Raw genomic sequence first — 14,925 nt, forward strand, 5'->3', positions numbered from 1 at the left:
TGGAAGCAATGTTTAAGGCTTTTGAAGGATTGTCGTTGACGTCATGCGTGTGTGTTTCTGATCCGGGTTGAGCAGGTAAATCAGCTCATTAAGCTCGCCGTTTTCCCATTTCTTTAACAAATTGAGATAATAAGGACTTCCCGGATTCCCAGACTGGCCACCTGGATAAATGCCGTAAGCTCGCGGCACCGGGCCCAGTTCAACAACCATTCGCCAGGACGGACCATTGCGTTTTGTGATCGCATTAACAATGCTCCGGCCTCCGCCCACATGTATTTCCGGTGCATTAAATGGTTTCAAGCTTCTGCTCAAATGTCTTATTTCGGTGTTTTTTACCTTTGTCCACTGCCACGACTTGCTCATTTTACCGTGTCTTGCCGTTAGCGTGTCGAGCGCTGTTTTGAAACTATGCTCGGCTAAACTTTGCAATGTCTCTTTTTCGGGCGTATGAATGTTATCGAACCATTTGTCATTGGGCTGCTTCAATATCATATATAATGTTCTGTCACACGTTGGATATTCCATGTCCTGGCCAAATTCATCATTCCAGATCTGATCCATGAGCATCGGGAACCACTCTTCGAAAATGGAGGCTGCGATGGATTCCGGTGTGTTTTGATAACGCCAATTGGCAAGGGTGATGGCCGCTGCTTTCTGAGCGGGTGTCAATGCGGCTGATTTGAGTGTGCTAAGTAGTTTTGGTAAAATGTTTCTTGCCAAAACACTGAAATTGTCGTTCTGCAACATTCTCAAACTATCTGCATTGGCATTGGACATGGCATTCAGGCGCTCATTAATGCGCACGCCGCGTTCTGTGGGAGCAAAAACCCAGTTGATATAATATGGATAAGAAGGATCTGTGGATGACTGATTGGCACTGCTCACAAAGCCCCTTTTCGGATTTTTTACAAAAGGATTTTGCTCAGCCGGAATCCAGCCCTGCCAGTCATCGGCAGCATTGGTGCCGTCGAGGAGGAATTTGCCCTGTTCCTTATATTTTAAAGGCAGTTTCCCGTTGACGGTGATGGCAATGTTCTTGCTGTTATCTGCAAAAACAAAGTTTTGCGCCGGCCCTACATAATAGGTGAGGGCTTTGCGGTAATCTTCATAATTCTTGGCCTTGTTAAGCTCGTAGAATGTCAGAAAGCTGTTGCCCGCTTCGTGTCCGATCCATTTAATGGCCAGTTCTGGATATTTGCCTGAGCTGCTGTCCGTTTCAGTAACAGGCCCGTGATGCGTGTAAATGATTTCTTCCCGGAAAGGCTCTTTTTGCCCTTTTACAATGATCTCTTCCGTTCTTTTCCTGGTCGGTTTCCATTGGTTATTGTGCCAATATTGGCTTCGCGAATCGTCTTTGAATTTTATTTTATACAAATCAAAAACATCTGCATCCGTATTGGTAACACCCCAGGCCACCTGCTGATTGAAACCAATGATCACGCTGGGAATGCCCGGCAGCGAAACCCCGTAGACATTCATCGAAGGCGAATGCAATTGGACCTGATACCAGATCGAGGGAAGCGTAAGTTCGAGATGGGGATCGTTGGCCAGGATCGGATAGCCAGTTATGGACTTTTCTGCACTCACCGCCCAGTTGTTGCTGCCGATGCCTTCTTCTTTTGGTAATCTTTTGGGAAGTGCTGCGAATGTTTGCGTCGTAGGTTTAATGCTATCAATAATGAGAACGGACGTGTTTTTAGTTGGCGTTTTTAATGGTTTGAAATCCCACTTTGTCCCCGCCGGAATGATCGGACTTTCCTGAAACAGGGGATAATCCGGGAAAAGCTCATTTACGACATCCTCTCCATATTTTTTCAACACATTGCTCATGTTAAGCTCATTAGAACGGCCGGCCAATGTCAGCGTCATCTGCTCGAGCATATACATGGTGTTGATCGGCTTCCAGGCTTCCGGGCTGTAACCCAGTAATTTAAACTCGATCGGATAATCTTTGGGAGTGAGCTGATCAATGTATGCATTAACGCCTGCCGTGTAACCCGTCAAAGCCTCTTTTGAATGCGGGTCCTGCATCGCGATTTTCAGGTTCTCTTCGGCGCCGTAACCCATTCCCAGCCTGCGACTTTGCTGATCCAGTTTCAATGTGGCCTGGCCAAGCACTTCGGAAAGTCGCCCGGAAGCCGCCCTGATCTGCACGTCCATTTGCCAAAGCCGGTCTTTGGCGGTCATAAAACCCTGCGCATAAAAAAGGTCGAAATCATTGCTTGCAAAAATGTGCGCAACACCGGCGTCATCATAGCGGATTGTCACCTTATCCTTTAATCCGTTCAGTTTCAAAAGTGTCTCGTCACCCTTTGGCACATGCCCTTCGCCATTTTGGGAAAAACCCGTAAAAGGACTCAAAAACGGGCCTAATGCGGGTGCTGGACCGAGTGGCCTGCTCAGAAAATAAACAGATCCTAATGTTGCAGCGAGTGAAACAAAAGCGAAAAAATACTTCATAAAGGAAGGGGTGAATGACGCTTATTTAAAAGCAGGCATTTGTCAGGAAACTACTTGCACAATGGCTTCCACCAGCGCAAGGTCGCTATACATGACAGAACGCTCATCCGGAATTTCTCCTGCCATCGACACATCGGCGGGGAAATATTTTTGTCGGCCCGGGCGGAAAGCTTTTGCGGTTAAATGCAGTGAATGAACGCCAGCGGCCATTAATTGTGCAGCATTATGGTGGTTAACACCTCCGCCAGCCATGATTTCAATGGAATTTCCGGCCTCTTTTGCAAGCAGTTGCAATGTGTGAATTCCATCGATTGCAGCGGCTTTTTGTCCGGAGGTTAAAATGCGTTCTGCACCAGTTTCGATTACTGCTTTTAGTGCTTTTAAAGGATCGGGAGTAAGGTCGAATGCGCGGTGAAACGTTACTTTCATTGGCTTGGCGTAATCCACAAGTGATTTGGTTCGGGCCACGTCCACGGTTCCATCTGCGAGCAGGATTCCGAGTACAACGCCATTGGCACCCAGCTTTTTGGCAAGATCAATGTCCTTCCGCATGATTTCCTCTTCAAAAATATCATACACAAAGTCCCCGCCTCTTGGCCGGATCATTACGAAAATATCAATGTTTATATGTTGCCTGACAACTTCAATCAATCCCGCGCTGGGTGTAGTTCCGCCTTCGCCTAATCCGCCGCACAATTCAATTCGGCCTGCGCCGCCAGCCTGGGCATTAATACAAGATTCAAGAGAATACGCACAAACTTCAATGGTCATACCGATCGTTTTATAATGATCAGGAAAATTACAAAAAGGTTTTTAGGATTGAAGAGGGTTGCAGGATTTGTATTACTAAAAAACATTACCATATTTGTATACTTTTTACCAATTTGGGAATATTTACTTTTTGCTTGTGCGGATTATTACAAAAGGAACATTAAAAGATTTTTGGGAGAAATATCCTGATGCTGAGCAAGAGCTTAAATATTGGCACGATAAAATGAAGAATGCGTCTTATGCCTCACCAAATGAAGTGATCGCCGATAATCCGAGGAGTGACACGGTCGGAAATAATCGCATTGTTTTTAACATCTGTCGTAACAAATATAGGCTTATAGTTGTCTTCAGATACAACCTGCAGCGGCTGTATATTAGGTTTCTCGGCACCCACAAAGAATATGATCAGATCAACGACATCCGAAATATTTAACTTATGAAAACAGTTCAGGAAATTAAGTCCGAGCTAAAACCGATTCATTCAGATTCCGATTACAGAAAATATCTGGAAGATCATTGATTCGCTTGTTGATTGTAAAGAAAACAGTCCTGAGGAGGAGCTGCTGGAATTAATCTCGATCCTGGTCGAAAATTACGAGGCAGTGCATTATGCTATTGAGCCGCCAGATCCTGTTGAAGCGATCAAATTGAAGATGGAAGAGAACGGTCTCAAACGAAAAGATTTGGTTGATTATTTTGGAAGCCCAAGCCGCGTATCCGAAGTCCTAAACCGGAAAAGACCACTTACTCTTGAAATGATGCGTAAAATCCACAAAGGTCTGGGGATATCAGCGGCTACGTTATTGGCTTCTTGAATAATATAAATTGCTGATAATTAGCGGCTTAAATAATCTAACAAAATTAAAATTTTCAGTTAGCAATTATTTTTGTTTTTTTTCGCTTTAAGCTTTTAAAAGATGTCAAATTTTTTACTTTTGCAAAAAAGTAAGTAACTATTAATAGGCGAAAATATTATGTACTGGACTCTCGAACTCGCGTCATATCTTGAAGATGCTCCCTGGCCAGCTACCAAAGACGAGCTCATTGACTTTGCAATCAGAACAGGCGCTCCGTTAGAAGTAGTTGAAAACCTACAGGAGCTCGAAGATGATGGCCAGCCTTATGAAAGCATTGAAGAGATTTGGCCTGATTACCCTACCAAAGACGATTTCTTTTTCAACGAAGATGAATACTAGATAAAGGAGACGGCACCTAACCAGTGCCGTTTTTTTTGTTATAATATGTGAAATCCGGGGCTTAATATTTTTTTAATCCGGTAAAAGGAATGTAAATTGTTAGCGTTATCAAGTAGAAAGACGAGGAAGTTACCGAAAGTGATTTTGTCATAATTCAGATATCTATCCATTGGAACTGATGGAGCTTCGATTGTTGAAAGAGTTGGTTAAGAAAGGTGAGGGTGAGCATGTGGAGTTTAAACTAAAATCCAATCACCCGGAAAAGATTGTCCGTGAAGTTGTCGCTTTTGCCAACTCCGGTGGTGGGAAACTCTTCGTCGGTGTGGGAGACGACAAAACGATCAAGGGCCTCAAAGACGCTGAGGAGGATGAGTACACGCTCACAAAGGCGATCGACAAATACATTTATCCCAAAATAAGCTACAAAAAAGAGCGGATTCCTGTGAGTTCAGACCGGGATGTGCTGGTGCTGACCATTTACAGAAGTGTTGACAAGCCGCATTACGTGGTTGATGACACCGGCAGCCGCCAGGCATACATTCGTGTGGATGACAAGTCGATACAGGCTAGCCGTGAAATGAAGGAAATTATGCGCCGCGGACGCGGAGAACGCGATATCCGGTTTCAGTATGGCGATAAGGAGGAAAAGCTGATGAAGCTTCTGGATGAGAAAGAATCTGTGACGGTTGATCTGTTCGCCGCTTTCGCTGGAATTCCCCGGAAAATTGCCTCTAATACGCTGGTTGTAATGGTGCTCGCGCGAATTTTGGAAGTGCATCCGCACGAAATGCTCGACAAGTTTACAATGTCAATGGCTTACCAATCCAATTAGATTTTTTAAAAACAAGAATTCCCGGCTCTGCGCCTGTTTACATGAACAATGTGCTAAGCCGGGAATTTGTATTTTTAATTAAAACGGAAGATCGTCAGATTCGTCTTCGCTGAATGTTGTAACCGGTGGCAATGGCTGGCCTCCTGAGTTTGAGCCCGAATTGCCGCTTCCGGCTTTGTCTACTTTCCAGGCTTTCACCTCGGTGTACCAGCGCGAGTTGTATTCACGGCTTTCCACGTCGATAGAAGCCGTAACCTGATCATTTATTTGCAGATTAGCCTGGTCAATTTTATCGCCCCAAAGCGCAATGCACACTTTTTTAGGATATTGAGAAGGGATTTCAAGAATAAATTCCTGCTTGCGCCAAGCTCCGTTTTTTCCCTGTCCTGTAACTTCCGGGAGCAAAGAGATGACCGTTCCTGTTAATTCCATTATGATTATATTTTTTAGTGCCTGAAAAATGTAGTTTCAAAAGTAAGGTTTTTGAACTTTGATTGCAAAGCAAACAGAAACCTATCCAATCGCCTGTTCCAGATCAGCGATCAGATCTTCCACGTCTTCAATTCCTACACTTAGCCTGATTAATGTGTCTTTCAAGCCTGTTTTGAGCCTTTCTTCTTTGGGGATGCTTGCATGCGTCATACTCGCCGGGTGTGTGCAAAGCGACTCAACGCCGCCTAATGATTCGCCCAAAGAAAAAACCTGCAGGCTTTCCATCACATGCACCGCTTCTTCGTAAACATCTCCGCTTAATTCAAATGACAGCATGCCGCCATAGCCGCGCATTTGTCTTCCGGCCAGTTCGTAGGACGGATGTGAAGGCAATCCGGGATAGTAAACTTTGGCAACTTTCGGGTGTGCTTCAAGCCAATGCGCCACTTTCAATGCGTTTTCACAATGTCTTTGCATGCGGATATGCAAGGTTTTTATTCCTCTCAAAACCAAAAAGCAATCCTGGGGGCCTGGAACTGCGCCGCTCGCATTCTGGATGAATGCCAGTTGTTTGGCGAGTTCGTCATCATTGGTAACAAGCGCGCCCATCACCGTGTCTGAATGTCCGCCAAGATATTTGGTTACCGAATGCATGACGATATCCGCTTCCATATCCAATGGATTTTGCAGATATGGCGATGCAAATGTGTTGTCTACAATGCTGTGAATTCCTTTTTCCCTGCAAATACGTGTGATTGCGCTGATATCAACGATTTTGAGCAAAGGATTTGTAGGCGTTTCAATCCAGATCATCTTGGTTTTATCTGACATTGCAGCTTCAATGTTGGCGATCTCGCTCATGTCGACAAACTTGAAAACCATTCCGAATGGCTCATAAATCCGTTTCATAATGCGATAAGTGCCACCGTAAATGTCGTTGGTTGCAATGATCTCGTCGCCGGGGCGATACAATTTTAAGACGGCGTCTGTGGCAGCCAGTCCGGATGCGTAGCAAATGCCGTGTTTCCCGTTTTCCAATGCCGCTAATGCATTTTGCAGTGCTGTTCTTGTCGGATTATGTGTTCGCGAATATTCATAACCCTTGTGTTTGCCCGGACTTTCCTGCACGTAGGTGGAAGTCTGGTAAATGGGCGTCATAATGGCACCGGTTGTCGGGTCCGGTTCTACGCCGGCGTGTATGGCTATTGTTGCGAATTTCATTGGTGTTGGATTTTGGTGCCACGAATGCACGGATGCACACGAATAAAGCATTAGAGCATTCCTGCCCATAATTAAAAGGGATAAAGTCAAGATTAGGAAAAACCTTTTAACCAAACAAGTGGTTATCGTTATACGCGTGACGAAGTAGCATTTAAACGGAAAAGCATTGGAGACTTCCTCCCCCAAAAAGTTATCATTACCCGTTGTCGTAAGCATTTTACTGACTGTTGTTCCGCTTGTTACCACTTCTATTGCAACGGCCTGGGCAGTAGGGCACGAGAGTCAGCTGCGCAGCTGGCCTTTTGAATGGTGGATCGTCGCGACGTTAATTCTTACTCTGGCTTCGTCTGTTGCACTTACGCCGCCTACTTTTCTGGCATTGGTTTACGGCTATTTTCTTGGCTGGACTGCCGTTCCGCTCCTATTTGGGCTTAATTTAGGCGCAATCGCAATCATTTACGCATCTGCCAATTTTCTGCATGCTTCTTCCATCAGAGGTTATCTTGTTCAGATTTACCCGCAGGTAAATGGTCTTCTCCGCCGTTTTTATCAAAATGAATTACGGCTGATCTTTTTTGCCAAACTTTCACCTGTTTTGCCTTTCGCAATTACCAATCTTTTCTTCGCAATGGCGGGCGCACGCTTCAAGCAAGTGCTTGCAGGTGGCACATTAGGCATGATCCCGAGGACATTGCTGGCGGTTTGGGCGGGGCGGGAAGCGAGAGACATCCGCTATCTTCTCGAGCACCCAAATGAAGGGTTAGCAACCAAAATTGTTCTGATTGCGCTGATCGTCGTTTCAACGATTGGGATCGGATATTTCTTCAAAGACAAAAAGATAGTAGAATAATCACACGCCGGTTTTCCATTGTGAGTATCCTTTGCTAATATCGTACAATAAAAGGATATTAAACCATACAAATGCAGCAGTTTGATCCTGTTTCTTTGTGGTAAAGTTATACTTATCCAAAAAGTTTAGTGAAATCCTTACCCTTCATCGATCTGGTCATTGTCATTGCCTATCTGGTTGGGATGGTTGGGGTTGGAATATATTTTTCCAGAAAAAACACCAGTGCCGAGCAGTTTACAAAAGCATCCGGAACGATCCCGGGCTGGGCGATCGGAATTTCAATTTATGCCACGTTTTTAAGCAGTAACACATTTCTCGGCGTTCCCGGAAAAGCATACGGAAGCAACTGGAATTCGTTTGTTTTCAGTTTATCAATGCCATTTGCCGCCTGGGTAGCAACTCGTTTTTTCATTCCTTTTTACAGAAATACTGGCGCAGTTTCTGCTTACACGCATTTAGAAGAAAGATTCGGGCCCTGGGCTCGGACTTATGCGGTCGTTTGCTTCTTACTTACGCAGCTTGCCCGGATGGGTTCTATATTTTTCGGGATCGCGCTGAGTTTGCAAGCACTTACAGGTTATCCTATGTCAACGATCATGATCGTGGTGGGGATTTGCATTGTGCTTTACACGGTTATGGGCGGCATGGAAGCTGTTATATGGACCGAAGTTGTGCAAGGTGTGATTAAAACTATCGGGGCGCTGGTCATTTTGTATCTGGTCGTTTCGGGAATGGAGGGCGGTTTTTCCAGAATAATGGACATTGGTGAGGCAGACAATAAATTTAGCCTCGGCACTTTTGCGCCTGATTTTACGCAGTCATCGTTTTGGGTCGTGTTGTTGTACGGATTTTTCATGAATTTGAACAACTTCGGGATGGATCAAAATTATGTGCAGCGCTATCACACGACGTCATCAATTAAGGAAGCTGCGAGTTCGGTCTGGCTTTGCGTTTATTTGTATCTGCCGGTTTCACTGATTTTCTTCCTGCTGGGTTCTTGCCTTTACGCTTATTACCAAAGCGATCCCGAGCTGCTCAACATTATCCGCACGCAGGTGGCCGCAGAAAGATTGCCGAACGGCACGCAAGCAGCAATTACACAACTTGCTTCCACATTAACGCCCGCCGATTATGGCGACAAAGTAATGCCGCATTTTATGGTTACAAAAGTGCCTGTTGGTTTGCTGGGGCTCATAATTGCAGCAATTATGTCCGCTGCCATGAGCACGATCAGCTCGGGGATGAATGCTTCTGCGACGGTTTTTTCAGTGGATATTTATCAAAAATACATCAAGCCTGATCTGTCTCCGACGGACTCAATGCGGCTTTTATACATTGCTACAACCGTTTTCGGCTTACTTGGAATGGTTACCGGCATTGCAATGATTGGTGTGAAAAGTGTGCTGGACGTGTGGTGGATGCTTTCAGGGATTTTTGCAGGCGGCATGCTCGGATTGTTCTTGCTAGGGATTATTTCCAGAGCCACAAAGAATGCGGAAGCATTAACGGCTACGCTGATTGGAATCGCAGTAATCATCTGGATGACTTTCTCTGCACAGCTCCCAGCCGAATACGCATATCTGCGTAACCCGCTGCACCAAAATATGATCATGGTTGTGGGCACGCTTGTCAATTTTTCTGAGCGGAATGCTATTGACCAAACTTAAAGGGAAAGCGCAACCGGAGCATAAAGTGCTGATTAACGAAGAGTAATAACGATACGCAATCTGACAAAACACATGATGAATTTACCTAAATCCTCCTCTGACACATTGCCACAAGGGTTCATTCCGGTTATGCTGACACCATTTCTGGAATCGGGCGCTGTGGATTATGACGGCCTGAGTGCACTGACGGAATTATATCTGGAAGCTGGTGCCACAGGTCTTTTTGCCAATTGCTTATCGAGCGAAATGTATGACTTGAGCGAGCAGGAGCGGCTGGACGTGACGCAGGCAGTTGTAGAACAGGTTTGCAGGACGCGTGCCGATCGTTGCCACGGGCACATTCCCAGGCACAATTCACCAGCAAGCAGATTTCGTAAAACGTATATATCACACCGGTGTGCAGGCTGTAATCGTCATCACGGGATTAATGGCCGAAGAAACGGAATCGGATGAGGTTTTTGTTGAAAAAATGCTTGAACTGATAGCACTCACGGATAACATTCCATTGGGATTATATGAATGTCCGGTTCCTTATAAGCGGCTTATTAACAGTGAAATCCTGGAAACGCTTGTAAAAACGGGGCGCATCATTTATCACAAAGACACCTGTCTGGACCTGGACGAAGTGAAGCGTCGCATTGCAGTCGGAGATGGATACAAGTTTGGCCTTTATGACGCTTATATGGTCAATGCTGTTTCGTCGTTGCGCGCTGGGGCAGCTGGGTTGTCCTGCATTCAGGGCAATATATTTCCTGAGCTGGTTGTCTGGATTTGTGAACATTATAATGATCCGGAGCAACAGGCAGGCATTCTGAAAGTGCAGCAATTCTTCGAGGATTCTATGGAAATCGTTCACGCAGCATATCCGACCATTGCCAAATACAGTCTGCAAAAAAGAGGTTTTCCAATCTCATTACATACGCGAAGAGCGGTTGAAGCATTGACACCCGAATTGCAACAGCAAATGGACAATTTGTTGGAAGAAATTGATCAGATCCAGTCCGAATTGGGCATCACGAGTGTGTTTAAGCGGAGCCTGGTAAAGTAAAAAGCCATTTTACCCTATATTCTTAAAGCTATGAATTTCCCAGATCAACAAACTCTTTATCAAATCAAGGAAGGGAACGAGGCTGCTTTTTCAGCGCTGTGCGCATATTTTGATTTTCCCGCCGTAAAGTTTTGCACGGTGATTTTGAAAGACGAAAAAGAAGCAGAGAACATTACGGAACGCGTTTTTGCCAAAATCTGGAACGAACGTGTTGACATTGAAGCAGACCGAAATTTCCAGAATTATCTTTTTCTCAATTTGAAAAATCAGATTTTCGGGCAAATGAATAACTGTAAGGACCCGGCTTTTCGGGATCAGTATCTGCACAAAATGCAATCGTTCCAGGAAAGCCAGCATTAATATTTATATAGTAACTCCTGGCTACTAATAAGATTACCGGATTTCAGTATAACTATTTCAAAGTTTTAAGTAAAAAAGCAGATAGAAATCGCGGGAATTTTCTTTTAAATAGTGTGTTGGCGGCAAGAGATGCTTCCAGGTAAGATATTTAAAATGAAACCGCATTTCCATAAAGTCCCGATTGCGTCCCGGACTTCCTTTAGCATTCGTCATGATAAGGGGTCCGGCTTCGGCACAGTTTGGCACTATCACCCGGAACTGGAACTGCATTACCTGATTAAGGGAACCGGAGTGCGCTTTATCGGCGACAATATCAGTAATTTTTCGGACGGCGAGCTTATTCTTTTGGGTGAAAATCTACCGCACACCTGGCGCGTAGAAGAAGGAACGAGCAACTCCTCCGTTGAAGTAATCATCATTCATTTTCTGCCCAATTGCCTTGGAAGCGAGTTGCTGCTTTACCCGAGGCTTACCAGATCCCAAAACTTTACGAAAAGGCCAAAAGGGGACTTTTTTGATCAAAGGAAAAGCCAGGGAAGGCATCATTCCACTGATGCAGGCGGCCGTTAATGCGCAAAATCTGGACCGGCTTATTGCATTGCTGTCTATTTTGAAGATCCTGGCGGAAGCCAGCGATTTGGAGACAATTGCTTCTGCGCATGCCTTTTACAAATCCAATGATTCGGAAACGCTTCGGCTGAACAAAATCTACGCATACACGCTTTCTAACTATCGAAACGACATTTCGCTGCAAGACGTTGCGTCCATTGCCAATCTCGGCATAACGTCATTTTGTCGCTATTTTAAGCTAATGACCAAGAAAACGTACAATGATTTTCTAGTGGAAATCCGGATCAGTCAGGCCTGCCGGTTTTTGATTGAGGATAAGTTGGCAACGGAAGTGATATGCTTTGAGTGCGGATTTTAATGATGATCTTCCAATTTTTACCGGCATTTCAAAAAAGTGACCGATATGACGCCTTTGGAATACAAAAGAAAATATTTATACAAAACCGCACCCGAGCTTATCTGAACATTAACGGTTGTGATTTTTCATCCATTCATCCATGGAATAGCGTCCGGAACCCACAATAGCAAACATGACAACCAGAATCAGCGTAATCATGGACAGCCACAGCTCGGAGTTGAGATACGAAAATCCCAGCCTGATGTTGACCATGAAAACGGCCGTAAGCAAAATCGGAATTTGAACGATCGCCATGATGCGCGTCAGCAATCCGATAGCGATGAGCAAGCCGAAAATGTGCGCAAAAGCCACATAATGAACTGCGGTGACGGTGTACAAATGAAAATCCAGACCGGTAACGAGTCTGGACAGATGCGTCGTATCGCTGATAAAGCTGATACCCTTTGCAACAAGAAGATTCCCAAAGCAATACGAACCAGTATCCATCCAAGCCGGATGATGCTATCGCCCCAATGCTCGATTCGATTGATCATATTCATAACTATCGAAATGTTACGTTTGCAGAAAGTTATAAAATAGAATGGATTATGTCAAGAGATAATTTTATCTTTTCCAAGCTAGTGGATAAGGGATGTATGCTTGGTATCCCTCATGTTGAAATAGATGATCAGCGAGATAAAAATACAGCCCGTTACATACCAGTAATAGTAACTTTCGTGACCCAGATTTTTGGCCCACAGCGCAAAATATTCAGCTGTTCCGCCAAATATCGCAACGGTCAGCGAGTAGGGAAGGCCCACGCCCAACGCCCGCACCTCGACCGGGAAAAGCTCCGCCTTTACAACTGCATTGATTAAGTATAACCGCTCACAATGATCAGCGCGGCCATTAACAAACCAAATGCGGACCACATATTGGTTGTGTGGCTTAATGTGCTCAGCAACGGATAAGTGAAAATGGTACCGAGCACGCCAAACGAGATGAGCAGTGGCCAACGCCTCAACTTTATCGCTTAATGCGCCGAATACGGGCTGCAAGATGGCGAAGATGAGTAAGGAGCAGAATGTTAGAATTGTGGATTGATATTTGGTGAGCCCAACGGTGTTTACCAAGAACTTCTGTCATGTAAGTGGTGTAAGTGTAAAAGGCTAATGTTCGCCGAGCGTTAGTCCGACAACGACCAAAATGGCTTTGGGGTGCTTTAAAAGTGCCGTCATTGAGCCTCCTTTTTTAACCGTCGCATCAGGCATCTTTTGCTATAAAAGCCTCGGTTTCGTTCAAATGCGTTCTCAAATAAAGTGCAACCAATGATAACGTCTGCCTCAACGAACGGGATCCGCCAGCCCCAGTCGTGCATTTGCTTGTCATTAAGGAAGATATTTTGCAGAATGAGTTGCAAACCCAATGCTAAAAGCTGCCCGCCAATCAATGTTACATATTGAAAACTCGAATAAAAATTCGCGTCTTTCTTTGGTGGCCACTTCGCTGAGATACGTGGCGGACGTTCCATATTCGCCGCCTACACTGAGGCCTTGCAAAAGTCTGGGCTATGAGGAGCAGAATAGGCGCAGCGATGCCAATGCTGGTGTATCCGGGCAAAAATGCAATCAGCAACGATCCGAAAGACATGAGCAAAACGGACAATGTCATCGCCTCTTTCCGGCCCTTCGTGTCAGCCAGTTTTCCAAAAATATAACCACCTATGGGGCGCATTAGGAAGCCAACTGCAAAGATTCCGGCGGTGTTGATAAGCTGAACGGTGAGGTGTTGATATTGGGAAGAAGGTGCTCGCAAAATATAGAGAGAATGCAGAATAAGCATACCAGTCATACCATTCAACTAAATTCCCGGCGGAGCCACCATGATGGCTTTAAGGCGCCAGTTTGTATCGTTTTTTGGTAGATTTTGCTGCATAGCACAGATTTGGTTTCCTCAATTTACTGAAATAAAGCAGAAATCCGCGATGCCGCATGCTCCACAAGCTTCGTATGGCCGGTTTTTAATGTAATGAATTGATCGGCTGGGAGTAATTCAGACAATTTCCTGACATGCCCTGGTTTCAACAAATTGTCAAATTCACCTGTAAACAAATAGATTTTAATGTTGTTAGCGAGCGCCAAGTTGTAAAGAGAAGGAACGTCGAAGCGCAAATCTCGGAAGTTAACCCAGGCATTGTAAATGGTTTGCCTTTTTTCGGGCGTATTAAGCACCTGCTGAACAAACTTGTGCAAACTGGAATGAATTACCCCACTTTTTTTGCAACATTAATCACATTAAAAAACGCAGCAGGATTTTCCATCGACCATTTAAAAACCCGCCTGGCCGGCATAAAGCGAGTTGCAACTCCATAAAGCGGATGTTCGGAAATCCCGTCAGGAGCGATCAGGAATACGTTTTCGATCTGATCAGAAAACAATTCCAATGTAGCCAAAGCAAACCGCCCGCCCATGCTAAAACCAGCAACGTCGAATCTTTGAATGTCGTTTTTTTTAAGAAATTCCTGAATAATGCTTCTCCAAACTTCCTTGGTTACTAGTTCACTTTTGGCAGAAACACTCTTTCCATGAAAAAACAAGTCGAAAGCATAAATGGTATAAACATCGCCCAAATGCTTTTCAAACGGCTGAAAACAGCTTAACCCGTCTTGTCCAATGCCGTGGAAAGCAAGCAAAGTTTTGGAGACGCGGCCGAGTTTGTGGTAATGGAGGTTGTTACAAGCCTGCATTACCAAAGGAGGTCAATTGGATGGTAAAGTGGAAAGTTCGGGTCTTTCGTTACAACCCGGAATTGCTCTGTTATTGCCTGAGCTATAATGATGCGATCAAAAGGATCTTTGTGAAAGAAGTCCAACTGGCTGACCAACAATATGTGAGCGGTAGAGATTTGAAGAATTTCTATTTCAGATTTGATAAGATCTGAAAGAAATATGTCCAGAGGTTTTTGAAGAGTTAACTTAGCTAAGTTGATTTTGATTGCAATTTCCCACAAAGAAGCGATGCTGACAAACTTTTTGTTTTCGCCATTTTCAATTGCTTCTAGTGCTTTTTCAGACAAATTAGCGTCTCCTTCAAAGAACCAGATAAGTGCGTGTGTGTCAAAATTATATTCAAGGCATGTATTCTTTTTGGGAGGAGGAGGAGGAGGAGGAGAAGATGCCATG

General features: G+C 44.7%; 21 protein-coding genes and 2 pseudogenes. 12 read left to right on the forward strand and 11 right to left on the reverse strand.

The window, feature by feature from the left end; all coding sequences use genetic code 11:
• Window positions 1-12: 12 nt before the first annotated feature.
• Both AC0IYG_RS29310 and AC0IYG_RS29315 read right to left on the reverse strand, forming a co-directional pair.
• Window positions 13-2,460 (reverse strand): penicillin acylase family protein, encoded by a 2,448-nt coding sequence (locus AC0IYG_RS29310; protein WP_471714587.1) that lies wholly within the window; start codon window positions 2,458-2,460, stop codon window positions 13-15.
• A 42-nt stretch (window positions 2,461-2,502) separates the two neighbouring features.
• Entirely contained in the window at window positions 2,503-3,231 is a 729-nt protein-coding gene (locus AC0IYG_RS29315; RefSeq protein ID WP_471714588.1) for a copper homeostasis protein CutC, read from the reverse strand.
• A gap of 136 nt (window positions 3,232-3,367) precedes the next feature.
• On the opposite strand from AC0IYG_RS29315, the gene AC0IYG_RS29320 reads away from it, so the two are divergent.
• From AC0IYG_RS29320 to AC0IYG_RS29335, 4 genes are all read left to right on the forward strand, one after another.
• Window positions 3,368-3,664 carry a type II toxin-antitoxin system HigB family toxin gene (locus AC0IYG_RS29320; protein WP_471714609.1) on the forward strand — a complete coding sequence of 99 codons (297 nt, stop codon included), beginning with the start codon at window positions 3,368-3,370 and terminating at the stop codon, window positions 3,662-3,664.
• A 220-nt stretch (window positions 3,665-3,884) separates the two neighbouring features.
• Complete coding sequence (locus tag AC0IYG_RS29325; protein WP_471714610.1) at window positions 3,885-4,046, forward strand: helix-turn-helix domain-containing protein; 162 nt, start codon at window positions 3,885-3,887, stop codon at window positions 4,044-4,046.
• Between the two features lie 159 nt (window positions 4,047-4,205).
• The gene (locus AC0IYG_RS29330) at window positions 4,206-4,427 is read left to right on the forward strand and encodes a DUF2795 domain-containing protein (protein ID WP_013927448.1); all 222 of its coding nucleotides are present in this window, start codon (window positions 4,206-4,208) and stop codon (window positions 4,425-4,427) included.
• A 178-nt stretch (window positions 4,428-4,605) separates the two neighbouring features.
• Window positions 4,606-5,259 (forward strand): AlbA family DNA-binding domain-containing protein, encoded by a 654-nt coding sequence (locus tag AC0IYG_RS29335; RefSeq protein WP_471714589.1) that lies wholly within the window; start codon window positions 4,606-4,608, stop codon window positions 5,257-5,259.
• A 78-nt stretch (window positions 5,260-5,337) separates the two neighbouring features.
• Here AC0IYG_RS29335 and AC0IYG_RS29340 read toward each other — a convergent pair whose 3' ends face one another.
• Window positions 5,338-5,691, reverse strand: coding sequence for a DUF3127 domain-containing protein (locus tag AC0IYG_RS29340; RefSeq protein ID WP_471714590.1), 354 nt, complete (start codon window positions 5,689-5,691; stop codon window positions 5,338-5,340).
• 81 nt (window positions 5,692-5,772) lie between these two features.
• Complete coding sequence (locus AC0IYG_RS29345) at window positions 5,773-6,912, reverse strand: cystathionine gamma-synthase (RefSeq protein ID WP_471714591.1); 1,140 nt, start codon at window positions 6,910-6,912, stop codon at window positions 5,773-5,775.
• Window positions 6,913-7,078: 166 nt separating this feature from the next.
• Here AC0IYG_RS29345 and AC0IYG_RS29350 point away from each other — a divergent pair, with 166 nt between their 5' ends.
• The 7 genes and pseudogenes from AC0IYG_RS29350 (at window position 7,079) to AC0IYG_RS29380 (ending at window position 11,765) form a co-directional block, all read left to right on the forward strand.
• Window positions 7,079-7,762 carry a VTT domain-containing protein gene (locus AC0IYG_RS29350; protein WP_471714592.1) on the forward strand — a complete coding sequence of 228 codons (684 nt, stop codon included), beginning with the start codon at window positions 7,079-7,081 and terminating at the stop codon, window positions 7,760-7,762.
• 128 nt (window positions 7,763-7,890) lie between these two features.
• Window positions 7,891-9,475, forward strand: a pseudogene (locus AC0IYG_RS29355) (sodium:solute symporter family protein).
• Window positions 9,476-9,501: 26 nt separating this feature from the next.
• Window positions 9,502-9,882 (forward strand): dihydrodipicolinate synthase family protein, encoded by a 381-nt coding sequence (locus AC0IYG_RS29360; protein ID WP_471714593.1) that lies wholly within the window; start codon window positions 9,502-9,504, stop codon window positions 9,880-9,882.
• Entirely contained in the window at window positions 9,782-10,477 is a 696-nt protein-coding gene (locus AC0IYG_RS29365; protein ID WP_471714611.1) for a dihydrodipicolinate synthase family protein, read from the forward strand. Before AC0IYG_RS29360 ends, AC0IYG_RS29365 begins: the two co-directional genes overlap by 101 nt.
• Window positions 10,478-10,507: 30 nt before the next feature.
• On the forward strand, window positions 10,508-10,837 hold the full coding sequence (locus AC0IYG_RS29370; protein ID WP_471714594.1) for a sigma-70 family RNA polymerase sigma factor: 330 nt from the start codon (window positions 10,508-10,510) through the stop codon (window positions 10,835-10,837).
• Window positions 10,838-10,990: 153 nt separating this feature from the next.
• Window positions 10,991-11,407, forward strand: a complete 417-nt coding sequence (locus AC0IYG_RS29375) for an AraC family ligand binding domain-containing protein (protein WP_471714595.1) — start codon at window positions 10,991-10,993, stop codon at window positions 11,405-11,407.
• On the forward strand, window positions 11,391-11,765 hold the full coding sequence (locus tag AC0IYG_RS29380; protein WP_471714596.1) for a helix-turn-helix domain-containing protein: 375 nt from the start codon (window positions 11,391-11,393) through the stop codon (window positions 11,763-11,765). Before AC0IYG_RS29375 ends, AC0IYG_RS29380 begins: the two co-directional genes overlap by 17 nt.
• Window positions 11,766-11,873: 108 nt before the next feature.
• On the opposite strand, the gene AC0IYG_RS29385 is transcribed toward AC0IYG_RS29380, so the two are convergent.
• The 3 genes from AC0IYG_RS29385 to AC0IYG_RS29395 form a co-directional block, all read right to left on the reverse strand.
• The gene (locus AC0IYG_RS29385; protein WP_471714597.1) at window positions 11,874-12,251 is read right to left on the reverse strand and encodes a DoxX family protein; all 378 of its coding nucleotides are present in this window, start codon (window positions 12,249-12,251) and stop codon (window positions 11,874-11,876) included.
• Between the two features lie 131 nt (window positions 12,252-12,382).
• Window positions 12,383-12,877 (reverse strand): MFS transporter, encoded by a 495-nt coding sequence (locus tag AC0IYG_RS29390; protein ID WP_471714598.1) that lies wholly within the window; start codon window positions 12,875-12,877, stop codon window positions 12,383-12,385.
• Window positions 12,878-13,132: 255 nt separating this feature from the next.
• Window positions 13,133-13,303 carry a hypothetical protein gene (locus AC0IYG_RS29395; RefSeq protein ID WP_471714599.1) on the reverse strand — a complete coding sequence of 57 codons (171 nt, stop codon included), beginning with the start codon at window positions 13,301-13,303 and terminating at the stop codon, window positions 13,133-13,135.
• A gap of 11 nt (window positions 13,304-13,314) precedes the next feature.
• Between AC0IYG_RS29395 and AC0IYG_RS29400 the strand changes: the two genes are divergently transcribed.
• Window positions 13,315-13,461: a hypothetical protein gene (locus tag AC0IYG_RS29400; protein ID WP_471714614.1), complete on the forward strand. Its 147-nt coding sequence runs from the start codon at window positions 13,315-13,317 to the stop codon at window positions 13,459-13,461.
• Here the strand turns inward: AC0IYG_RS29400 and AC0IYG_RS29405 are convergent.
• The 4 genes and pseudogenes from AC0IYG_RS29405 to AC0IYG_RS29420 all read right to left on the reverse strand — a co-directional run.
• Window positions 13,404-13,595 (reverse strand): annotated as a pseudogene (locus AC0IYG_RS29405) (hypothetical protein); the annotation flags it as partial. The gene AC0IYG_RS29400 and the pseudogene AC0IYG_RS29405 overlap by 58 nt on opposite strands.
• Window positions 13,596-13,702: 107 nt before the next feature.
• Window positions 13,703-13,996, reverse strand: a complete 294-nt coding sequence (locus tag AC0IYG_RS29410; RefSeq protein WP_471714600.1) for a hypothetical protein — start codon at window positions 13,994-13,996, stop codon at window positions 13,703-13,705.
• 11 nt (window positions 13,997-14,007) lie between these two features.
• The gene (locus AC0IYG_RS29415; RefSeq protein WP_471714601.1) at window positions 14,008-14,490 is read right to left on the reverse strand and encodes an alpha/beta fold hydrolase; all 483 of its coding nucleotides are present in this window, start codon (window positions 14,488-14,490) and stop codon (window positions 14,008-14,010) included.
• Window positions 14,490-14,925 (reverse strand): type II toxin-antitoxin system VapC family toxin (locus AC0IYG_RS29420; protein WP_471714602.1); only part of this gene is annotated, 436 nt, incomplete at its 5' end. The genes AC0IYG_RS29415 and AC0IYG_RS29420, both read right to left, overlap by 1 nt.

It is taken from the genome of Dyadobacter sp. AC419 (assembly GCF_979253085.1).

What these genes read in the sequence shown, in the direction of transcription:
- AC0IYG_RS29325 (WP_471714610.1), top strand. Translation starts at nt 3,885, where the DNA reads ATGGAAGAGAACGGTCTCAAACGAAAAGATTTGGTTGATTATTTTGGA.
- AC0IYG_RS29310 (WP_471714587.1), bottom strand. Translation starts at nt 2,460, where the DNA reads ATGAAGTATTTTTTCGCTTTTGTTTCACTCGCTGCAACATTAGGATCT.
- AC0IYG_RS29380 (WP_471714596.1), top strand. Translation starts at nt 11,391, where the DNA reads ATGCAGGCGGCCGTTAATGCGCAAAATCTGGACCGGCTTATTGCATTG.
- AC0IYG_RS29385 (WP_471714597.1), bottom strand. Translation starts at nt 12,251, where the DNA reads ATGGATACTGGTTCGTATTGCTTTGGGAATCTTCTTGTTGCAAAGGGT.
- AC0IYG_RS29335 (WP_471714589.1), top strand. Translation starts at nt 4,606, where the DNA reads ATGGAGCTTCGATTGTTGAAAGAGTTGGTTAAGAAAGGTGAGGGTGAG.
- AC0IYG_RS29375 (WP_471714595.1), top strand. Translation starts at nt 10,991, where the DNA reads ATGAAACCGCATTTCCATAAAGTCCCGATTGCGTCCCGGACTTCCTTT.
- AC0IYG_RS29330 (WP_013927448.1), top strand. Translation starts at nt 4,206, where the DNA reads ATGTACTGGACTCTCGAACTCGCGTCATATCTTGAAGATGCTCCCTGG.
- AC0IYG_RS29315 (WP_471714588.1), bottom strand. Translation starts at nt 3,231, where the DNA reads ATGACCATTGAAGTTTGTGCGTATTCTCTTGAATCTTGTATTAATGCC.
- AC0IYG_RS29370 (WP_471714594.1), top strand. Translation starts at nt 10,508, where the DNA reads ATGAATTTCCCAGATCAACAAACTCTTTATCAAATCAAGGAAGGGAAC.
- AC0IYG_RS29340 (WP_471714590.1), bottom strand. Translation starts at nt 5,691, where the DNA reads ATGGAATTAACAGGAACGGTCATCTCTTTGCTCCCGGAAGTTACAGGA.
- AC0IYG_RS29360 (WP_471714593.1), top strand. Translation starts at nt 9,502, where the DNA reads ATGATGAATTTACCTAAATCCTCCTCTGACACATTGCCACAAGGGTTC.
- AC0IYG_RS29415 (WP_471714601.1), bottom strand. Translation starts at nt 14,490, where the DNA reads ATGCAGGCTTGTAACAACCTCCATTACCACAAACTCGGCCGCGTCTCC.
- AC0IYG_RS29400 (WP_471714614.1), top strand. Translation starts at nt 13,315, where the DNA reads ATGAGGAGCAGAATAGGCGCAGCGATGCCAATGCTGGTGTATCCGGGC.
- AC0IYG_RS29345 (WP_471714591.1), bottom strand. Translation starts at nt 6,912, where the DNA reads ATGAAATTCGCAACAATAGCCATACACGCCGGCGTAGAACCGGACCCG.